This window comes from Pantoea sp. DY-15, from assembly GCF_019795935.1.
GTDB lineage: Bacteria > Pseudomonadota > Gammaproteobacteria > Enterobacterales > Enterobacteriaceae > Pantoea > Pantoea leporis.
The window spans coordinates 1,663,595-1,683,304 of record NZ_JAIMIF010000001.1 but is presented as its reverse complement, the minus strand read 5'-3'; the positions used below and the strand labels follow the sequence as shown (position 1 = coordinate 1,683,304).

Genomic DNA, 19,710 nt, shown 5'->3' with positions numbered 1-19,710 from the left:
TATAGAGAGAGAATGCTGATGTCAGTTCAGAATGAAACCCATGCCAATGGTGCAACCACCGTGCTGGATCGCCCCGCTGCGGGCGGCGTCTACGCGTCGCTGTTTGAAAAAATCAACCTCAATCCGGTGTCAGAGCTGAGTGATCTCAACGTCTGGCAGGACAATCAGGCGATGTCTGATGCCACCGCCGACGAGCGCGTGACAGCCGCGATGCAGGTATTCCTGACGCGCCTGAAAATCAGCGGCGCGAAAGTGGAGAAGCTGGATAAAAATCTGCTGGATCACCATATCGCCGAGCTGGACCGCCAGATCAGCCGCCAGCTCGATGCGGTGATGCACCACGACGAATTCCAGAAAGTGGAGTCGGCGTGGCGCGGCCTGAAGTCGCTGGTGGATAAAACTGACTTCCGCCAGAACGTGAAAATTGAAGTGCTCGACGTATCGAAAGACGATCTGCGTCAGGATTTCGAAGATGCGCCGGAAATCATCCAGAGCGGCCTCTATCTGCAAACCTACGTCGCCGAATACGACACGCCGGGCGGCGAGCCGATTGGCGCGGTGATTTCTGCTTACGAGTTCGATGCCTCTGCACAGGACATCGCGCTGCTGCGTAACCTGTCGAAAGTCGCGGCGTCAGCACACATGCCGTTTATCGGTTCGGTCGGACCGCAGTTTTTCCTCAAGGACTCAATGGAAGAAGTGGCGGCGATCAAAGACATCGGCAACTACTTTGACCGCGCTGAGTACATCAAGTGGAAGTCATTCCGCGATACCGACGATTCACGCTACATCGGCCTGACCATGCCGCGTGTACTCGGTCGTCTGCCATATGGCCCGGATACCGTGCCGGTGCGCAGTTTCAACTACATCGAAGAAGTGAAAGGCCCGGATCACGACAAATACCTGTGGACCAATGCCTCGTTCGCCTTCGCCGCCAACATGGTGCAGAGCTTCATCAGCAACGGCTGGTGTGTGCAAATCCGTGGCCCGCAGGCCGGCGGCGCGGTGCAGGATCTGCCGATCCATCTCTACGATTTGGGCACCGGCAACCAGGTGAAAATCCCGTCTGAAGTGATGATCCCGGAAACCCGCGAGTTTGAGTTCGCTAACCTCGGCTTCATCCCGCTTTCTTACTACAAAAACCGCGATTACGCCTGCTTCTTCTCGGCCAACTCAACGCAGAAACCGGCGCTGTATGACACCGCTGATGCGACGGCTAACAGCCGCATCAACGCGCGTCTGCCTTACATCTTCCTGCTGTCACGCATCGCGCACTACCTGAAGCTTATTCAGCGCGAAAACATCGGCACCACCAAAGATCGCCGCCTGCTTGAACTGGAACTGAATACCTGGGTGCGCACGCTGGTGACCGAGATGACCGATCCGGGCGACGAGCTGCAGTCTTCACATCCGCTGCGCGATGCGAAAGTGCTGGTGGAAGACATCGAAGACAACCCAGGCTTCTTCCGCGTCAAGCTGTTCGCCATCCCGCACTTCCAGGTGGAAGGCATGGACGTGAACCTGTCGCTGGTCAGCCAGATGCCGAAGGCCAAGGCTTAAGGCGCAGGAGGCGCGATGAAAATCTACCGACCGTTATGGGAAGACGGGGCGTTTCTGACGCCGCAGCAGTTTCAGCAGCAGTCGTTGTGGGACGCGCACGTTGCTGACACTGTGGCGCGCATGGGGCTGGCGCATCCGTGGGGCGTTGTACACGCGGAGTTTGACGACGGCGCGCTGGCGCTGTCTCGTCTTAACGCCACCCGTCTGACGGTGCGTTTTCCCGACGGAACGCTGACGGACACCGCGCTTTCCGACAACCTGCCGCCGGCCTGCGACCTCTCTGTTGCTGCCGGTCAGGAACAGGTTGAAGTGGTGTTGGCTTTGCCGTTGCTGAGCGCCAATGGCGGTAATCTCGACGACGGCAGCGACAGCGAACGTCCGCGCCGCTGGGTGGCCGGTCGTGAAGAGGTGCAGGAGCTGGCGGGGCAGGAGCGCACCGGCATTGCCGTGCAGCGTTTTGCCCTGCGTCTGCGTCTCGCGAGTCAGGAAAACGGCGCGTATCTCACCTGTCCGGTGGCGCGCCTGGTGCGTAACGCGCAGGGCCAGTGGACACGCGATACGTCCTTCATTCCGCCGATGTTGTCGCTGTCGGCCAGTCCGGCGGTGCTGACTGCGATGGGTGACCTGCTGCATCGTCTGAGTGCGCGCCGTCAGCGTTTGATGGCATTACGCCGTGAAAGCAACGAACGCATGGCCGATTTTGCCGTCGCCGACGTCTCGCTGTTCTGGCTGCTCAACGCGCTGAACAGCGCCGAGCCGGTGTTGCTGGAGTTGTTCCAGTCGCCAACCCGCCATCCTGAACTGCTGTACCGCGAGCTGGCACGTCTTGCTGGCGGTCTGTTGACCTTCTCACTCGAACACGATGCCGGAGATATTCCGGCCTATCGCCACGACGCGCCGGAGCAGGTTTTCCCGCCGCTGTTTGCGCTGCTGGATTCACTGCTGGAAGCCAGCCTGCCGTCACGCGTGGTTGCCATCGACCTTAGCCGCGAAGGCGTACTGTGGAAGGGGCGATTCCACGACGCGCGGCTGCGCGAAGGGGCCGACTTCTATCTGTCGGTGCGCTCCTCGCTGCCGAATCACGAGCTGCAGAGCCGCTTCCCGCTGCTGTGTAAGGCAGGCAGCCACGACGACGTGTCGGAGGTGGTCAACATCGCGCTTAGTGGCATGACCATCCGCCCGCTGCCGCACGTGCCTGCCGCCATCCCGCTGCGCCTGGAGAACCAGTATTTCGCGCTCGACCTGTCAACGGGGGCTGCGCGCGCGATGCTCGACTCCGGCGGCTGCACCTTCTACACCCCGGAATCACTGGGCGAACTGAAACTTGAACTCTATGCGGTACTGCGCTCATGAACAGCAATAATGCGCTGACCGAACGCCTTTTCTTCGCTGGCTGGCTGATGGTCAGCCAGCTACGCTGCGGTCAGCAGATTGACAACGGCGATGCGCTCTACCGCCGCGCTACCGACTGGGTAAACGACGCCCGGCAGGCGCTGACGGAGGCGGGTTTTAGCGAAGCCAATCGCGACCACATGCTTTACGCCTTTTGCGTGCTGCTGGACGAAGCGGTACTGAACCGTGGCCAGCAGGACGACGGCTGGCTGCGCTGGAGCCGAGACCCGCTGCAGGTGCGTTTCTTTAACTCGCTTAACGGCGGCGAAGCACTGTGGGAGCGCATTCGCGAACTGCTGCGCGAACCCGCAGCGGACGAGACCGTGCTGACCTGCCTGTACCGCACGCTGCAACTGGGTTTTGTTGGCCATTACCGCGCGCCGGATGACGAGCGTCGCGAGGACGTAGTGCGCGAGCTGGCGACGCGCGTGCCACCGTTTGCCCTTGCGCAGGATGCGCCGCTGGTGGTGCGTCCGGCAGGCATGCGCACCGGACGCCGTTTTTACTGGATGAGCTGGGTGGCCGCCGCCGTGCTGCTTGGCGGCCTGTGGTTCGTCCTCGACGGCTGGCTGGCGCAGATGGTGTCCGGCATATCGGGGATGGGCAAGTGAGACGCGGCATCGGTAATCATGCGCTGATCGTGCTGGCCCTGGTGCTTACATTGTGGCTGATCCTCGGCTTCTGGCCGCTGTCTGGTATCACGGCAGCAGCACTGTGCCTGCTGGCGCTGCTGGTCGCCGGGCTGATGCTGTGGCGGCAGTCACGCCAGCGTGATGTGAAAATCGATGTGGCCGATGATCGTCTGCCGCCTGAAGATTTTCGCGGCGCGGTAGTGCTGGTGTGTGGCGACAGTGCATCGCTGTTCTCCGGCAATCAGCCGCGTGAAACTGCGCAGGGCTGGTATCTGCCGGTTGATGCGCCAGAGCAACTCGCTGCGATGGTTGACTACATCACCACTCAACGTCCGGCACTGCTGCCACAGGTCTCGCTGCTGCTTGCAGTGGTGCCGGAGCAGCGCACGTCTGCTGAAGACTTCACCTCCCAATTTCACGGCTGGCAGCGTGCGCTGCTGCAGTGCCGCCGCGTGCTGAAGTGCGCACCACCGCTGTGGACTGCATGCTGGGTATCACATCCGAACCACGAAGCAGAATGGTTCAGCATCACGCCGGGCCTGGGTGAGCTGCAGGCGTGTACCGCAGGTAATGACACGATGCCACTGCCTGAATGGTTCCGGGAGCAGCCGTCGCGCCTGATGCAAATGCAGTGGCTGGACAGCCTGCTGATGTGGCAGAAAAAGCACATCACGCCACTGACGCAGATGAAGCCATGCCGCGCCGGGATTTGCCTGACGCCGGTAACGGCGCTGGCGGACAACCTGTGGGCGCAGCATCTTACTGGGCTGACCACGCTGCCTTATGCACCCGTAGGCACCGATGTCGCGCTGCCATTGCCGGATGCGCTGCTGGCTGGCTTGCCGCGCAGGCAGGGCATCAGCCGACGCCTGAGGCTGGCGCGCGCGGCGGGCATGATTGTGGCGGTGTTTCTGGCGCTGGCGCTGCTGGCGTCGTTCCTCAACAACCAGCGGCTGATCCGCATTATTGGTGACCATCTGACGCTGTGGGCACACCTGTCTGGTGAACCGGCAGAGCCGAAGGTTAACGCGCGCGCGCAGTTAATCGCCGATCGCACACTGCTTGATGGCTGGCAGCGCGGCGGTGAACCGCTTCGCCTCGGCCTCGGACTGTATCAGGGCATGCGCCTGTTCGCGCCGGTCGACGCCGCAATCAACAGCTGGGCGCCTCCTCCGCCACCGCCGCCGGTTATCCAGCAGATTGTTGAAGGGCCGAAGACCGTGCGCCTCGACAGCCTGTCGCTGTTCGACTCCGGTAAATCCGAGCTGAAAACCGGCTCAACCAAAGTGCTGGTCAACGCGCTGGTCGGCATCAAGGCGAAGCCGGGCTGGCTGATTGTGGTGGCGGGCTACACCGACGATACCGGCAATCCGGCGCTGAACCAGCGCCTGTCGCTGAAGCGCGCCGAATCCGTGCGCGACTGGATGCGCGACACCGGCGACGTTGACGAAAGCTGCTTCGCGGTGCAGGGCTTCGGTCAGAGTCGCCCGATTGAAAGCAACGACACGCCGGAAGGCCGCGCGGTCAACCGGCGGGTAGAAATCAGTCTGGTGCCGCAGGCCGACGCCTGCCAGGCAGCGGACGCAATCCCTCCGTCATCACAGGATGGTGACGGCAATCATGAAGAAAAGGAGTAACAACATGGCAATTCCGGTTTATCTGTGGCTGAAGGACGACGGCGGTGCGGACATCAAGGGCTCGGTGGACGTGCAGGACCGTGAAGGCAGCATCGAAGTGGTGGCACAGCAACACAACCTGTACATCCCGACCGACAACAACACCGGCAAGCTGACCGGCACGCGCATTCATACGCCGTTCCTCTTCACCAAGGAAATCGACTCGTCCAGCCCGTACCTCTACAAAGCGGTTACCACCGGCCAGACGCTGAAGTCTGCCGAGTTCAAATGGTACCGCATCAGCGACGCCGGCCAGGAAGTGGAGTACTTCAACACCAAGCTGGAAAACGTGAAGGTGGTGAAGGTCAACCCGGTGATGCACGACGTTAAGGACCCGTCGAAAGAGAAGCACAACCATCTGGAGCAGATTGAGCTGCGCTACGAAAAAATCACCTGGACCTATAAAGACGGCAACATCATTCATTCCGATTCCTGGAACGAACGCGCCACCGCCTGATTACGCGTCATATTTCGCGCCGCAGGTGCGTTGGCTGCGCTCGCGCACCCCGGTCACTTACTTATGTAAGCTCCCGGAGCTGCACTCGCTTGCCGCCTTCCTGCGACACGAACTATTTAGCGTAATCCCTCCGCCGGGCGGAGATTTTTACACCCGGCGGATCGTGGGGTCGCCATTTATGGCGACCTTAAACCGCACCACGCCAGATGCCTGGTGATTCCATCCCCAACGGGTGAAATCACAAGTCATTTCCACCTCAGACCTGCTGACCTTATGCGCTTCGGTACATGGCGACGGGCGGTAGCGTGCCCCCAATCAGGAGAATTTTGCTATGGACAGCCAGTCAGCCGCTTTACTGCGTCGCCTCAACCCGTTCTGCGCACAGGCGCTGGAAGCCGCCGCGTCGCTGTGCCAGACTCGCGCCCACGCTGAAATCCAGCCGGAGCACTGGCTGCTCAAGCTGCTGGAGCAGGGCGAGGGCGACATCACCGTCATCGCGCGCCGCTACGAGTGGGATATGGACGCCATCTGGCAGGATTTGCTGGCGTTTCTCGACCGCCAGCCGCGCGCGGTGCGAGGACGTCCGCAGCTTTCCTCTTCATTAGAAGCGCTGTTAAAACAGGCGTGGCTGATGGCGTCAGCATCTGATAACAACCCGCAAATCCGCAGTATTCACCTGCTGATGGCACTGTCTGAGCAGCCGTCGCTGGTACGCTGCGAAGGTCTGTGGCCGTTGCTGAGCCTGCGCATGAGCCAGCTTGAGCGCCTGCAGCCGATGCTGGAAGCACAGTCCGACGAGCGTGCGGAAGCGGAACAGCCGGAGATGCCGGTCAGCACTATCGAGCAATCTCCCGCAGGCGAAGCCAAAACCCCCTCCACCGAAGCGCTTGCCCGCTTCACCCGCGACGTCACCGCTGACGCGCGTAGTGGCAAAATTGACCCGGTATTTGGCCGCGATAACGAAATCCGCCAGATGGTGGATATCCTGTCGCGCCGCCGCAAGAACAACCCGATTCTGGTAGGCGAGCCGGGCGTGGGCAAAACCGCGCTGGTTGAAGGGCTGGCGCTGCGCATTGCCGAAGGCAACGTGCCGGACAGCCTGAAGCCGGTGAGCGTGCATACGCTGGACCTCGGCATGCTGCAGGCGGGGGCGGGCGTGAAGGGTGAATTCGAGCAGCGCCTGAAGAACATCATCACCGAGGTGCAGGCCGCGCCGAATCCGGTGCTGCTGTTTATCGACGAGGCGCACACCATTATCGGCGCGGGCAACGCAGCGGGCGGCGCGGACGCGGCGAACCTGCTGAAACCGGCACTGGCGCGCGGCGAACTGCGCACCATCGCGGCCACCACGTGGAGCGAGTACAAGCAGTATTTTGAGAAGGACGCCGCGCTGGAGCGCCGCTTCCAGATGGTGAAGGTGGACGAGCCGGACGACGACACCGCGTGCCTGATGCTGCGCGGACTCAAGTCGCGCTACGCCGACCATCACGGCGTACACATCACGGACGCGGCGGTGCGCGCCGCCGTCACGCTGTCGCGCCGCTATCTTACAGGCCGCCAGCTGCCTGACAAGGCGGTTGACCTGCTCGACACCGCCGCCGCGCGCGTGCGTATGAGCCAGGATACGGTACCGGAAGCCATCACTCGCCTGCGTGCGAAGCTCGATGCGCTGAACATTGAGCAGCGCGCCATCCTCGACGACGAAGCGCTCGGCGGCGCGGTCTCGCAGGAACGCCTGACTGAAATTGCCACGCAGATTGCATCCACCGATGAAGAGCTTGAGGCGCTGGAGCAGCGCTACGCTGGCGTGCAGGAACGCATGCAGCAGTTGCTCGAAGGACGCAAAGACGCCAGTCAGAAACACAACATCGCGCAGCTCCAGAGCGAACTCGACGCATTACAACCCGGAGAGCCGCTACTGACCGCCGACGTTGACGCGCGCATCGTGGCGGGCGTGATTGCCGACTGGACCGGCGTGCCGCTGTCGTCGCTGATGAAGGACGAGCAGGCTGAACTGCTGGCGCTGGAAACCCAGCTCGCCACCCGCGTGGTCGGGCAGGACGCGGCGCTCAGCGCCATCGCGCAGCGCCTGCGCGCCTCGAAAACCGGACTCACTTCAGAAAACGGGCCGCAGGGCGTGTTCCTGCTGGTTGGCACTAGCGGCACCGGCAAAACCGAAACCGCGCTGGCGCTGGCCGACTTGCTGTACGGCGGCGAGAAATCGTTAATCACTATCAACCTCAGCGAATATCAGGAAGCACACACCGTTTCCCAGCTCAAAGGCTCGCCGCCGGGTTACGTCGGCTACGGCCAGGGCGGCATTCTTACCGAAGCGGTGCGCAAACGTCCGTACAGCGTAGTGCTGCTCGACGAGGTGGAAAAGGCGCACCGCGACGTGATTAATCTGTTTTATCAGGTGTTTGACCGTGGCTTCATGCGCGACGGCGAGGGGCGCGAAATCGACTTCCGCAACACCGTGATTCTGATGACCTCGAACCTCGGCAGCGATCAGTTGATGCAGCTGCTGGAAGAAATGCCCGAAGCAGCCGAATCCGACCTGCAGGAGTGCCTGCGCCCGATCCTGCGCGACCACTTCCAGCCCGCGCTGCTGGCGCGCTTCCAGACGGTGATTTACCGCCCGCTGGCGCGCGAGGCGATGCGAATCATCGTGGAGATGAAGCTGAAGCAGGTCAGCAAACGGCTGCAACGCCATTACGGCATCCGCACCACCATCGGCGAAGGCCTGTACGACATGCTTACCGACGCCTGCCTGCTGCCGGACACCGGCGCGCGCAACGTCGACAGCCTGCTGAATCAGCAAATCTTGCCGGTGCTGAGCCAGATGATTCTGCAGCACCGCGCCAGCGGCACATTAGGTAACAGCCTGACGCTGGACACCAATGAAGAAGGCGAAGTGAGTTTTATATTCTGAACACGTGACGTTCTTTTTAATGACAAGGAGTGTGTATGAAAACCCAAAATATCCCCGTTTCACCCGCGTTTATCGCTATTTCCTGGATTGGCATGCTCGGCGGCACGCTGGTTTATCTGGCGGGCCTGTGGCGCGCCGAAATGGAGCTGAATGAAAAAGGCTACTACTTCGCGGTGCTGATCCTCGGACTGTTCGCTGCGGTTTCGCTGCAGAAAACCGTACGCGACCGGCTGGAAGGCATCCCAACCACCCATCTGTATCACATGGTTTGCCTGCTGGCGTTCACCATTGCGGTGGTGCTGCTGGTTGCCGGTTTATGGAACGCCACGCTGATGCCGAGCGAGAAAGGTTTTTACGGTGTGTCGTTCTTCATGGCGCTGTTTGGTGCGGTAGCGGTGCAGAAAAACACCCGCGACGGCATGCACAGCGTATCTGACAGCGCTGATGAAAATACGCAGGAATCTCAGGCCTGATCTTTCCGGGTTCTCACGCTGCCGTCGCCGTGGTGGGAGAACGTTGACGCCATGACGGCGGTGTAATGATTTTTGGTGAATAAGCATGACAGATAAAGCTAAAAAAGCGGCTATCAAAGAGGGGAGCCTGCGCTTATTAACATCAGGTGAGATTGCGCTGGCAAAATCTGTTTATGGTGAAAAGATCAATTACAGTAAGGTCTGGATTCATCACGACAGTTATTTGCCATTTGGCCTCCAGCATGAGCGTGTGGCCATGACACCACAGGGCGAAATATATTACCGAACGCAGTTATACAAAGATGATTATTCAAAAGTATCATCCTATGACCAACATACATTCATTCATGAACTCTGCCACGTCTGGCAGTTAGAAAAGGGAATGTGCGTTATATGTCGAGGACTTGTGAGTTGGATCGCTTCCTATCGCTACAGGCTAGATGGGCGCCTTTTGAGTGAGTACCCAATGGAGCAGCAAGCACAGATTGTCGCCGATAGCTTCATCCTTTATTCGCAGGGTTACAGTAAATTTATTCAGCATCGTGATAATGATAGTGTAACTTTAGATGGTGAGTTAGATGAGTATATAGTTTTAGAGGGTTACAGAGCGGCTCTGAGAGGATTTCCATGGTGATAAGTCAATTGAATAAAATAAAGTCGTTAAGTTGCATCATTGCATGTTTTACTCTTACAGGTTGTATTGGAGACAAAGTAACATTTTCTGAAGTTGCTCAAGCGGTTCAAAAAGAGAAAGATATATGCTTTGAAGTTGAGCGAGTTAGTGAATACAGGCTAAAATCCATGAGCATATTCAGGAGGGGCATGGAAGATGATCGCGAATCTGTAAATTTTCGTGATTCGCATATAATCGATGGACAATATATCTGCATTCCTCGCGCTCTTTCAGATAAATTGTCAGACGGTGAATACATTGTCAGATTCAGTCTGAAGTCAGAAGGGCTGTTTCAGAGTGTCAGAGTATTCTCTAACGCAATACAGTTGAAAGAACATGAGGTTAAGAGTATCCCGTTGCAGCAGGATGAAACTACCCATTATTTAGGTAATCGTTTTTGAATTGGCAGTGTTTTAAATTGCTTTCGATTGCGAAATATTCATTCATTAGAAAAAATACAAACGTATTAGTTTTTTTAGTGAGTGCTTTGGTTCTTACTGGATGTCCGGGCGTTGGTGACAGAGGGTGGCACGATGAAACAACGGAAGCAGTGCGAGAAGGGCAAGAGATTTGCTTTCCCATAAAACAATCACAAGGGTATATCCCGACTTACCTGGCAATTAATCAGAGAGATACCCCGCGAACAGAGCAACAAAACAGGATTGTTGGTGACGTTGAAATTTCTGATGGCATGCTATGTCTTCCCCCGGATGAGTTCACGCCTGCTGAAGGCAAAGAGTATGTAGTTAAATTTATTCTTAAAAACGGCGGGGGCATTGATTCAATAAGAAGCTTTGTCGTTGCTGTTAAAGTGGTTAATGGAAAATTGGGTAGCTATCAGTTACAGGATTCTGAAATATCGCGAGGCTATAAATAAGTAAGTGGGTGTGTAGTCAGCGCCTAAAACGGCCACCAAGATAAATGGTTCAAATGTTGAAGCATATGCGAAAGACGATGATAAGCACATTAATATGCTTACTTGTGACCGGGTGTACGTTGGGAGAAGAGCAGGTTGGATTTGAGCGTGATGACAGGGTAAGTCTGGTTAACTATATGCTTTGTATCAGCACGCCCCCAGAGAAAACGTATTATCTGAGCGTCATTTCGATAAAAAATAAGGATGATTCAGGGTTGAGGGAAACGTATGCGGGAAGTGAATTGTTGGCAGTTCACAACAAACGTTGCCTTTCACCATCACAGTGGCCTGTTACGGAAAATCGGGCCTACACTATTCATTACACTCTGCTATCTACTTTGACGAATCGCCCATCTTTTAGAAAGGTCGCGTCAATTAAAATAAGTAATGGGAAAGTGTCATATTTGCCATTGAAAAAATTAGATTATTTTCCCGGCTTTATTTCTGAATGATTTCAAATGTCGTAACTACAGGTGGAAGCCTGTTTTTATTCTTAAGTATTCATCTGAAATTCATGATGATATGTTATCGATTTTATAAAACAGGATTTTTCTTCACTCTGATAATGAGTTCCGTCTTTCTCACTGGCTGCATTGGCGATAAGGTGACGTTTTCAGAAACGGCGAATATTACTCGAAGAGAAAATGCAGCATGCTTTGACGTGCGACGAGCCAGCGACTACACGCTAAAATTCATGAGTAAATTCAGAAGGGGGCATGAAGATAACAGGCAATATTTAATGCCCAACAATACCAACTTAAAGGACGGACGATTTATCTGTCTTTCCGAATCAGTGATTGACGAATTTGGCGATGGAGAGTATGTGGTTAGATTTAGCTTGAAGCCAATTAAAAAGCATCAAAATGTCAGGGTGTTTTCAAATGCCATACAAATTGATGGGCGTCAGGTTAAAAACATCCCACTGCAGGAGAATGAAATTACGCATTACCTCGGTAACAATTTCTAAATTAATGTTAACTTTTCGTGGAAAATGCGCTCTCGTAATAGCATCCAGAATAATTAATCCAGCCGCCGTTAAAGAACGTTAATTAAGACCAGAGAAAGTCGTCAATGTCTCTATCACTGATAGAGACATTGTGGCCGGCTGTCATCAAGGAGTGAATGACATGAACATGACTGATTTACTGCAAGGTGCATCCTCGTTAATAAACGGGACGTTGAACCGTTACAAGCTTTCTATCCCCTCATGCTCGTCCAGTATTGACGTCGAGAACTTTAACGGCACAGAAGCATTGAGTGAGAACTATCACTACGATGTGCTGTTCACCAGCCCGGATAAAGACATCACGGCCGCACAGATGTTGCGTAAACCAGCAACGCTGACCATGGGCACCGGCGAGTTGATGGGGCTGTCGGGGCAAAAAATGGTGCATGGTTACATCACTGATTTTCACCGTCTGACGGGTTCTGCCGATCAGGTGACTTATCTGGTGGTTATTGAGCCACGCCTTGCATTGCTGGATAAGCAATATCGCTCGCACCGTTTCTTTGTGAATAAATCAGTTCCTGAGGTGGTGAGCCAAATACTGGATGAACACGGTTTTCAGGGCTGGGAATATGAATTTAGTCTCAAACATGAATATCCCAGGCGCGAGCAGATAAACCAGTACCAGGAAAGCGATCTTCAGTTTATTCGCCGCTTGCTGTCGGAAGTCGGCATCTTTTACATGTTCACGCTCCAGCCAAACACCCAGACTGAAGTCGTCCGGTTTGGTGATGCACAGTCTGCACTTATTCAGGGCAAACCGTTGCCTCTTAACAGTCCTTCCGACCTGGAGGACAACGGGCAGGAATCGATCTGGGGACTGAATATCACCCACAAAGTGGTCGAAGCAGGAGTGGTCGCGAAAGATTACAACCATCGCGAGGCGCAGCGTATTTTACGCTCGGTTCAGGCGGATATGTCGCGCGGCGATGGTGATGAGATCAACTACGGGCAGGTTTATCAATACCGTCCGCGTCATCCTGACAGCGGCGATAAATATGTGCCCGCGCCGGAGACTGCGAACTATTACGCGCGCCTCGATCACGAACGTTTTTTGTGCGGCCAGACGCTGATTACTGGCATCAGCAATGACGCATCGCTGGCTCCAGGCAAGGTGCTGACCATTATTGATGGTGTTTTGCCAACGCTGCCGGAACAGCTTCAGAGTCCGGTCGTCGTCACCCGCATCCACCTCAGTGCCAGCCGTAAGTCGGCGTTACAGATTAACCTCAACGGTTTGCCTTACAGCGAAACGCTGTGCTGGCGTCCAAGGTTGTTACCACGCCCAAAAGTCAGCGGCACCATGACAGCGCGTGTCACCAGCGCAAAAGACAATGATATCTACGCCTGGCAGGATGCCTCCGGTTTGTACCGCGTGGTGTTTGATGCAGATGAAGAGAGCAAAGATCGCGGCCAGGAAAGCATGCCGGTGCGCCTCGCCAAACCTTATGGCGGTGATATGTATGGTTTCCACTTCCCGCTGATACAGGGCACGGAGGTAGCGATTGCCTTCCGTGAAGGGGATCCTGACCAGCCCTACATTGCTCATGCGCTGCATGACTCGAGACATGTGGATCATGTAACAGAGAAAAACAGCACCCGCAACGTCATCCGCACCGCTGGGCTGAATAAGCTTCGCATGGAAGATAAGCGCGGTGAGGAGCACATCAAACTCAGTACCGAATATGGCGGAAAAACTCAGCTGAATCTGGGGCATAACGTTGATGCATCAAGAACGTTAAGAGGAGAAGGCGCTGAACTAAGAACAGATAGGCATATAGCTATTCGCGGTGGGGCTGGCGTGTTTATTTCTGCAGATAAACAGCCGAGAGCTCAGGGCGATATGCTGAATATGAATGCGGCGATTGCTGAGTTACAGAGCGCTTTACAACTGGTTACAGCACTAGCCCAGAGTGCCAGAACCTCAGGTGCTGCAGAAGCCGATGTGCAGTCACAGCAACAGTTAGCAGACACACTTAATCAGCTCAAAGATGCGGGCCTTCTGCTATCCGCTCCGGCTGGTATTGCCGCAACCACTGCCAAAAATATTCAACTATCAGCGGGACACAGCGTTACAGCAACCGCAGGTGAAAATGTTGATATGAATATTGTTAAGCGCTTCACCGTTGCAGCAGGTGAGGCAATAAGCCTTTTTGCACACCGCGTCGGGATGAAGTTGTATGCAGCAATGGGAAGTGTGGACATACAGGCGCAAACAGACGCGATGCGGTTGCAGGCAGATAAAAATATTACTATGAGTAGCGTCAATGGTGAAATTGTACTCAACGCCTCAAAGGGCATCACACTAACGAGTGGTGGCGGAGCCTTTATAAAAATAAGAGATGGCGCGGTCGAGATTGGAGCACCACAAAGCATTGCGCTGAAAAGTGGAGATATAAGTTGGGGCGGAAGCGCTTCATTAAATGAAGCACTTTCTCCAGCAGCTATTAGCGATCCACAGTTTACAAATCGTCTAAATGGCCGTTTCAGAGTTGTTGATAAAACGACCCAACAGCCGAAGCCGTATGTTCCTTACCGTATTGAAACTGATGACGGAAAAATCATTAAGGGAGTAACGGATGAGGAAGGCTTAACCGAAATACATCACGGAATGAATCCGGATTCAATGCGGCTTTTTTATGAATAACAGGGAGTGACTCATGGAAAATAATAACCGGCCTGCAGCCAATGCCATGTTAGATAAAAAAGAAAACACAACGGTTACTGCAGAGCACAATTCAGGCACAGTTTATTTTTGCCCAGCAACAGAAGAATTAGTGTTTATCTCGGATACCGTCAGTGGTGATTTCGAACGCCAATGGAGTGAACTTATTGGTGCGGTAGATAACATGCACCAGAGCGGTGAAAATTATTCTCAGGCGATTGAAAAATATGGCGTGCTTTTTTCTGAGCCAGCGCGAAGTGCAGAGTGCAAAGCAGCCGAAGATGCTGCAGCTGAGGCGCAGGCTGATTATGAAAGTAAGAAAGAAGCCCTCAAGGAGAAGCTAGGAGACTTTACGCCTAAAGGTTATGAGGAAGTTGTTGAGCTCATTCCAGTTAAAACCAGGGGGCGTGGCCGCCATAATGGGCCAGGAAGCCGCTATGTATATGTGAAAAAAGGGTACTACGATCAAATGGGTCGTGGAGCCAGACATAACGTTCGAATGAATAGGCAGGACAGGAACGGGGCGAGTAAAAGTATTTTTGACTACGATGCGGATGGTAACCGGACAGGAATCAGCGGAAAAAAGATAAAAGAAGGACTCAAAGATTTTGATATTAAAGAAATCGAGTTGTTCAAGATTGATGCCGACGATATTGGCAAGATTGATGTCACGCTCACGGACTGGGCTGAAAGTTGGAACAATAGCTTGTTTGTTGATGGCCAGCGTATAAGTGAAAATATTGATGTCTCTGCAGGTGCTCAATTTCTAAGATTTACCGCAAATGCGGGAGCGTCGGGTGAATTCAGCATGAAAGGTGGACGAAATCTCTCTATAAAGGGAGAAGCGTCAAGCACGCTGACAATTGCATCAGGTGAAGCGCGGATGACTTGTTATTATCCTGACAGAGTTGGCTGGTCGTTAAAATTTGAGTCTGAAATCATTCCCATTGATATGGGCATGTTTCGCATGTTTCTGGAACCATCACTCACCGGTTTTATTGGCGCATCGGTACATGTGGAAGGGCAGTTAGAAGTAGTGACAGTTGGAACCACTCAGCGCCTGAGAGGGAGAGAACATGGCGGCCGGTTACCACCGTTCCATGAACGGCGTACCACTGGCCGGGTATTCCATGAACAAATGAACGAAGGCGACGAGGGCGTGACCCTAAGTGGTGAGGCTTTTGCCGGGGCTAAAGTCACCGCAGCTTTGAAAGGTGGATTTCAATGGCTGCAGCCTAAGGCTGCGACACAGTATCAAAATAAGACCGATGAGGAAGCAAAAAAGGTCAGTGAATTTGTCGATTTCTGCACAATCAGCGGTGATATCACTGGCTTGGTAGGCATTGGAATCGGAAGCAGTTTTTATTGCACTTTCATAAATGGCAAGTTCATTTTTAAAATAGCCGCTAGTCTTTGCTGTGGATTGGGCGCGAAAGGATCTTTTTTATTAGAAGTTGCTTATGAAAAACTCTGGGATTTTGGTTCCTGGCTTGTTTACCAGCTAAGTCTGATTGATTATAGAAAATTGACTCTAATTTCAAAAGAAGCTTTTGAAGCGTTCAGCCAAATATGCGTAATGCTCTTGAGTGACATGAAAAACAGCGTTGAGTCTATGCTTACAACTGTTTCAACTCGAGTTAGTGATATTACAAATGCATTTAAAGATTTTGGGAATGATTTAAATGATGGTTTAAAGGCTTCTTATAGGAGGAATGCGATTGCTGAAAATATTAATGCATTCCCACAGAGAATGTTGATGTTAACGCCAGAGAGTAAAGGCAATTTATTATGGTTACTGAGTCGTCACGGGCAAGCTGACCATTTAGATACTAAAAATCGAAGTAAAATGCTAATCGATATTTATCCTGAGCGAAAGGAGGCTGTAATTAATGTTCTTAACAGCATCCAGACCAAGCGAGAATGGAAGTTGGTTTTTCTACGAATGAACGAGAAAGGTCGAGCTTACGTTAATGAGCTATCAGTAGATGCTGATAATAAAGCAGAAGAAATGGAAGAGACGATTATTGATTTCTTGCAAGAAGGCTTCAATAGAGATAAGGATTTAAAAGACATAAAGGCAAGGTTAATTGTAAGTAACATATATAAAGGTTTGAAAGAAAGTCCGGCTTCAGGATATGCATTAGCCATGAATAACACCATGGATTATAAACTGGCACAAGGTGTTAATTTACATTACCCACAAATGGGAGATTTTGGTCCATTAGATCACAATCAAGCATATGCATAACAGGTAAATCCCTTTAATAAAACTAATGCAAAAACCTTCTGAAGTAATAAGGGATTCTGAAATGAAAGGATGGTCTTAAGTGCAAAGTGTTGATTCTGATAAATGATGAGATCTAAATTTAACATTTAATTTAAAACATGCATGAGGAATAATGAAAATGTGTGTATTTGAGCAGAAGTCTATGAGAATAATAGTGTTGGTCTTTATTTGTTTTTTTCTTTCAGCATGCGATGATAAAAAATATACTGTAAATGAATTAATCATAAATGAAGGTATCCTACATTCAATTCAAAAAAAATGCACAAGTTCGATCTCTCTCAGAGATACATCAAATTGCATTAATGCTTCAACTGCGACAGAAACGCTGCAACAAGCTGAGAGCGGAGATGCACAAAAGCAGCGGTTTCTAGCTGAACTATATATTTCGAATAATGTATATAGTAAAGCCATACAATGGTTATCTGCAGCTGCTGGCAATGGCGATGAGCAAGCTGTAGATAAATTAGGTCAATTGGCATATGTGATTGGGAGCAGAAAGCCTGCAACTCCCGAAGATCAAAAGATGTTACGATCTTTAGAAGAGCTGATAAAGAAATATCAGCAACCTGATTCTGTATTAAGCTATTATCTTAAAAATCTGTCAGAAGGCGATTCGAGTGCCTTAATATCTTTGGGATTAATGTACCGCAGAGGGGAAGGGGTTGAAAAGAACTTTGATACCGCCATTTCATATTTTAACCGTTACTCTCAAAATATTGGTGTAAAATCACCCGGTTGGGGTGATTATTATCTTGCTTATATGCATCTTAATGGCGAAGGTTTTAATAAAAGTGAATTGGATGGCATCCAGTTATTTGATAAATCCTGTCTGGTGGGGTTTACATTGTCATGTCTGAAATTGGCAGATCTATATTTTCATGGCGGAACTGGTTTTAATCCAGACTATAAAAAAGCAACTAAATTATTAGATGTTTTTTATGAGGGAGAAAAAATAGATTCCAGAAACATTGAACATGTTGATGATCTATTGACTATGTATGCTAAAGGTGGATACGGCATAGAGAGAAATCCAACAAGAATAAAAGAAATAAACGATTTTTTGTGTGAGAAAAAGTATAGGTATTGTGCAGAAAAGTAATGTCCTGCACCCTTTATAAGAATGGATGCATCAAATAAAAACACTCAATCCTAATTCATATTATAAGAGTGATATTTTAATTATTCATACATGGGCTGTGATTTCTCAATGTGTTATAGGTGACAGAATGATGTCTCCTTACACTTTTTTTAAAAGGATTTATTGATGAGTGTTCAAATGGCACCAGTAGCGCAGAATGAATCAAGCAAAGATGAGAGAGTGGTAAACACATATCATACCTCTTGCCAATGTTATTTTCGACCTGAAACATGTGATATCATTTTTCTTAATGAGAATGATGCAAATGAATTTGATGAGTTGTCCAACAAATTGGCTCATTTGATGAGTTGCAAAATTTAATAGTTTTGCACTGCAATGTACTTAATTATATTCATTATGCTTTTTATTCATGATGTGAAGTATTTCAATATCTACATTTTTGTATTTTTAGCTCATTGCAAATTTCTAATTTTATATTTTAAGCGAGAATTTATGAAAGGGATTATTCGACTCGGTGATGCAACCACACACGGTGGTCGTGTGCTCCATGGAAGCAGCGGCGTTAAATTTATGGGCAAGGAAGTTGCTTGCTTGATGGATAAAGTATCTTGCCCCCAGCATGGTGAAACCAAGATTATTGAAGGTGATGCTGGTTCAAAAATTAATGGTAAGCCTATTGCGCTTCATGGACATAAGTGTGGTTGTGGTTGCACATTAATTACATCCCTCGCCAACGCAGGTAAGGCATAATATGCCAGTTAATCTCAATGAAATTCCCGATGTTATTGAAAATCCAGACCCGCCTCATAAGTTACGTTGGATCATTTTTATTGTTGTTGTTTGCTGTCTGGGCGCACTTATTACGCTATATCTTTGGCCTAAAAATGCTTCTACAAAGTCTATCTGGTTTTGGTTTTGCGCAATCATACTTCCTTTGATCACTGGGCTAGTCTGTTTAGTAGCACGTTTGCGACACTATGAAAATCGTTGCGAGCAGGCTGCATACTGGAATCATCTTCATGAACAGGAACGTGAAAGACAAATACGTCGTGGGCGACAGGCGTTATTTATAATCGGTGCGGCTTATCACACGCCGTTGGGATGCAACAAACTCTCACAAGCATTGTTAAAGGGGCATTCTCAACTCAGAAGTGAATATTATCCTGCATTGCTTAATAGCTTCATGACAGCACAACTGCCGGTAGCGCAGGTTAAAGCAAGCCAGAATACTTACGAGACCAAGTTGGACCGCGCGCTCAATAGCCTGCTCCCTATCATTGCAGATGAAATTCGGCAACTTCCACGGGTTTTGCCCGCAATTCGGATTCGCCATGATGGCACTTTATCTGATGCCCTTATTCTTGATGCATGGCGACGACACAGCTCCTCTGTGTTAACTACTTCTGAGATCTCTGTCCACTCAGAGGATGATGGATTAATGTGGCTGGATACCTGGCTGGATAATCCAAAAGATGTCGTAATTCTTTCTGTTGAAATCAATCTGTTCTCCACACCGCGTAATAAACAAGCAGAATCCGTTTCCGCGATTTTTATATCTGATGAAAAATGGGTTGCAGAGAATGATGTCGAACCCATTGCCTGTGTGCATAGGCCAGTAGTCGGGAGTGATGCGTTCCAGACCATCAATGATGCCATGCGTTGGGGTAGTGTCGCTGCTGGCGAAGCATTAACGCTCTGGCGAACTCAGGTTGAAATGGAAGCACTTTCTCCTCTGCTGGTGGCGTTGGAGCAGGGAGAGTATTTATCCGGGATTCAAAACGAGCATGTACTTGATGATTCGTTTGGACATCCCGCTGCGGCGGTTGGAAATATTGCACTGATATGTGCTGCGGAAAACGCAAGTTCTTCTGGTTTGCCACAAGTGATTCTTACTGGTGATAAATCCACGCACATGTCCGTTGTCCGCGCTGTGAAGTAATAC

General features: G+C 51.5%; 17 protein-coding genes. All 17 read left to right on the top strand.

The window, feature by feature from the left end; translation table 11 throughout:
* Nucleotides 1-12: 12 nt before the first annotated feature.
* The 17 genes from tssC (at nucleotide 13) to K5Y32_RS08160 (ending at nucleotide 19,707) form a co-directional block, all read left to right on the top strand.
* Nucleotides 13-1,560, top strand: coding sequence for a type VI secretion system contractile sheath large subunit (gene tssC, locus K5Y32_RS08235; RefSeq protein WP_154189937.1), 1,548 nt, complete (start codon nucleotides 13-15; stop codon nucleotides 1,558-1,560).
* 15 nt (nucleotides 1,561-1,575) lie between these two features.
* Nucleotides 1,576-2,913: a type VI secretion system baseplate subunit TssK gene (tssK, locus tag K5Y32_RS08230; protein WP_222182737.1), complete on the top strand. Its 1,338-nt coding sequence runs from the start codon at nucleotides 1,576-1,578 to the stop codon at nucleotides 2,911-2,913.
* Complete coding sequence (tssL, locus tag K5Y32_RS08225; protein WP_222182735.1) at nucleotides 2,910-3,563, top strand: type VI secretion system protein TssL, short form; 654 nt, start codon at nucleotides 2,910-2,912, stop codon at nucleotides 3,561-3,563. Before tssK ends, tssL begins: the two co-directional genes overlap by 4 nt.
* Nucleotides 3,564-3,697: 134 nt before the next feature.
* Nucleotides 3,698-5,221, top strand: a complete 1,524-nt coding sequence (locus tag K5Y32_RS08220) for an OmpA family protein (RefSeq protein ID WP_370634183.1) — start codon at nucleotides 3,698-3,700, stop codon at nucleotides 5,219-5,221.
* A gap of 4 nt (nucleotides 5,222-5,225) precedes the next feature.
* Complete coding sequence (gene hcp / locus K5Y32_RS08215) at nucleotides 5,226-5,717, top strand: type VI secretion system effector Hcp (RefSeq protein WP_064741351.1); 492 nt, start codon at nucleotides 5,226-5,228, stop codon at nucleotides 5,715-5,717.
* A gap of 331 nt (nucleotides 5,718-6,048) precedes the next feature.
* The gene (tssH, locus tag K5Y32_RS08210; protein ID WP_222182733.1) at nucleotides 6,049-8,649 is read left to right on the top strand and encodes a type VI secretion system ATPase TssH; all 2,601 of its coding nucleotides are present in this window, start codon (nucleotides 6,049-6,051) and stop codon (nucleotides 8,647-8,649) included.
* Between the two features lie 35 nt (nucleotides 8,650-8,684).
* Nucleotides 8,685-9,122 carry an inner membrane protein YiaA gene (gene yiaA, locus K5Y32_RS08205; RefSeq protein WP_222182731.1) on the top strand — a complete coding sequence of 146 codons (438 nt, stop codon included), beginning with the start codon at nucleotides 8,685-8,687 and terminating at the stop codon, nucleotides 9,120-9,122.
* A gap of 85 nt (nucleotides 9,123-9,207) precedes the next feature.
* Nucleotides 9,208-9,756 carry a type IV secretion protein Rhs gene (locus K5Y32_RS08200; RefSeq protein ID WP_222182730.1) on the top strand — a complete coding sequence of 183 codons (549 nt, stop codon included), beginning with the start codon at nucleotides 9,208-9,210 and terminating at the stop codon, nucleotides 9,754-9,756.
* On the top strand, nucleotides 9,750-10,196 hold the full coding sequence (locus K5Y32_RS08195; protein WP_222182728.1) for a putative T6SS immunity periplasmic lipoprotein: 447 nt from the start codon (nucleotides 9,750-9,752) through the stop codon (nucleotides 10,194-10,196). Before K5Y32_RS08200 ends, K5Y32_RS08195 begins: the two co-directional genes overlap by 7 nt.
* On the top strand, nucleotides 10,193-10,672 hold the full coding sequence (locus K5Y32_RS08190) for a putative T6SS immunity periplasmic lipoprotein (protein ID WP_222182726.1): 480 nt from the start codon (nucleotides 10,193-10,195) through the stop codon (nucleotides 10,670-10,672). The genes K5Y32_RS08195 and K5Y32_RS08190 overlap by 4 nt, the downstream gene beginning before the upstream one ends.
* 44 nt (nucleotides 10,673-10,716) lie before the next feature.
* The gene (locus K5Y32_RS25030; RefSeq protein ID WP_370635092.1) at nucleotides 10,717-11,163 is read left to right on the top strand and encodes a putative T6SS immunity periplasmic lipoprotein; all 447 of its coding nucleotides are present in this window, start codon (nucleotides 10,717-10,719) and stop codon (nucleotides 11,161-11,163) included.
* Entirely contained in the window at nucleotides 11,160-11,678 is a 519-nt protein-coding gene (locus K5Y32_RS08185; RefSeq protein WP_222182724.1) for a putative T6SS immunity periplasmic lipoprotein, read from the top strand. Before K5Y32_RS25030 ends, K5Y32_RS08185 begins: the two co-directional genes overlap by 4 nt.
* A gap of 160 nt (nucleotides 11,679-11,838) precedes the next feature.
* Nucleotides 11,839-14,364 carry a type VI secretion system Vgr family protein gene (locus K5Y32_RS08180; protein ID WP_222182722.1) on the top strand — a complete coding sequence of 842 codons (2,526 nt, stop codon included), beginning with the start codon at nucleotides 11,839-11,841 and terminating at the stop codon, nucleotides 14,362-14,364.
* Between the two features lie 13 nt (nucleotides 14,365-14,377).
* Complete coding sequence (locus K5Y32_RS08175) at nucleotides 14,378-16,630, top strand: ATPase (RefSeq protein WP_222182720.1); 2,253 nt, start codon at nucleotides 14,378-14,380, stop codon at nucleotides 16,628-16,630.
* A gap of 151 nt (nucleotides 16,631-16,781) precedes the next feature.
* Entirely contained in the window at nucleotides 16,782-17,768 is a 987-nt protein-coding gene (locus K5Y32_RS08170) for an EexN family lipoprotein (protein ID WP_222182718.1), read from the top strand.
* A gap of 492 nt (nucleotides 17,769-18,260) precedes the next feature.
* Entirely contained in the window at nucleotides 18,261-18,518 is a 258-nt protein-coding gene (locus K5Y32_RS08165) for a PAAR domain-containing protein (RefSeq protein ID WP_222182709.1), read from the top strand.
* Nucleotide 18,519: 1 nt separating this feature from the next.
* On the top strand, nucleotides 18,520-19,707 hold the full coding sequence (locus K5Y32_RS08160; RefSeq protein WP_222182708.1) for a hypothetical protein: 1,188 nt from the start codon (nucleotides 18,520-18,522) through the stop codon (nucleotides 19,705-19,707).
* Nucleotides 19,708-19,710: the final 3 nt, after the last annotated feature.

Excerpts from the sequence above, each read along its gene's own strand:
- tssC (WP_154189937.1), top strand. The coding sequence starts at position 13 with ATGCTGATGTCAGTTCAGAATGAAACCCATGCCAATGGTGCAACCACC.
- tssK (WP_222182737.1), top strand. The coding sequence starts at position 1,576 with ATGAAAATCTACCGACCGTTATGGGAAGACGGGGCGTTTCTGACGCCG.
- tssL (WP_222182735.1), top strand. The coding sequence starts at position 2,910 with ATGAACAGCAATAATGCGCTGACCGAACGCCTTTTCTTCGCTGGCTGG.
- K5Y32_RS08220 (WP_370634183.1), top strand. The coding sequence starts at position 3,698 with ATGCTGTGGCGGCAGTCACGCCAGCGTGATGTGAAAATCGATGTGGCC.
- hcp (WP_064741351.1), top strand. The coding sequence starts at position 5,226 with ATGGCAATTCCGGTTTATCTGTGGCTGAAGGACGACGGCGGTGCGGAC.
- tssH (WP_222182733.1), top strand. The coding sequence starts at position 6,049 with ATGGACAGCCAGTCAGCCGCTTTACTGCGTCGCCTCAACCCGTTCTGC.
- yiaA (WP_222182731.1), top strand. The coding sequence starts at position 8,685 with ATGAAAACCCAAAATATCCCCGTTTCACCCGCGTTTATCGCTATTTCC.
- K5Y32_RS08200 (WP_222182730.1), top strand. The coding sequence starts at position 9,208 with ATGACAGATAAAGCTAAAAAAGCGGCTATCAAAGAGGGGAGCCTGCGC.
- K5Y32_RS08195 (WP_222182728.1), top strand. The coding sequence starts at position 9,750 with ATGGTGATAAGTCAATTGAATAAAATAAAGTCGTTAAGTTGCATCATT.
- K5Y32_RS25030 (WP_370635092.1), top strand. The coding sequence starts at position 10,717 with ATGGTTCAAATGTTGAAGCATATGCGAAAGACGATGATAAGCACATTA.
- K5Y32_RS08185 (WP_222182724.1), top strand. The coding sequence starts at position 11,160 with ATGATTTCAAATGTCGTAACTACAGGTGGAAGCCTGTTTTTATTCTTA.
- K5Y32_RS08180 (WP_222182722.1), top strand. The coding sequence starts at position 11,839 with ATGAACATGACTGATTTACTGCAAGGTGCATCCTCGTTAATAAACGGG.
- K5Y32_RS08175 (WP_222182720.1), top strand. The coding sequence starts at position 14,378 with ATGGAAAATAATAACCGGCCTGCAGCCAATGCCATGTTAGATAAAAAA.
- K5Y32_RS08170 (WP_222182718.1), top strand. The coding sequence starts at position 16,782 with ATGAAAATGTGTGTATTTGAGCAGAAGTCTATGAGAATAATAGTGTTG.
- K5Y32_RS08165 (WP_222182709.1), top strand. The coding sequence starts at position 18,261 with ATGAAAGGGATTATTCGACTCGGTGATGCAACCACACACGGTGGTCGT.
- K5Y32_RS08160 (WP_222182708.1), top strand. The coding sequence starts at position 18,520 with ATGCCAGTTAATCTCAATGAAATTCCCGATGTTATTGAAAATCCAGAC.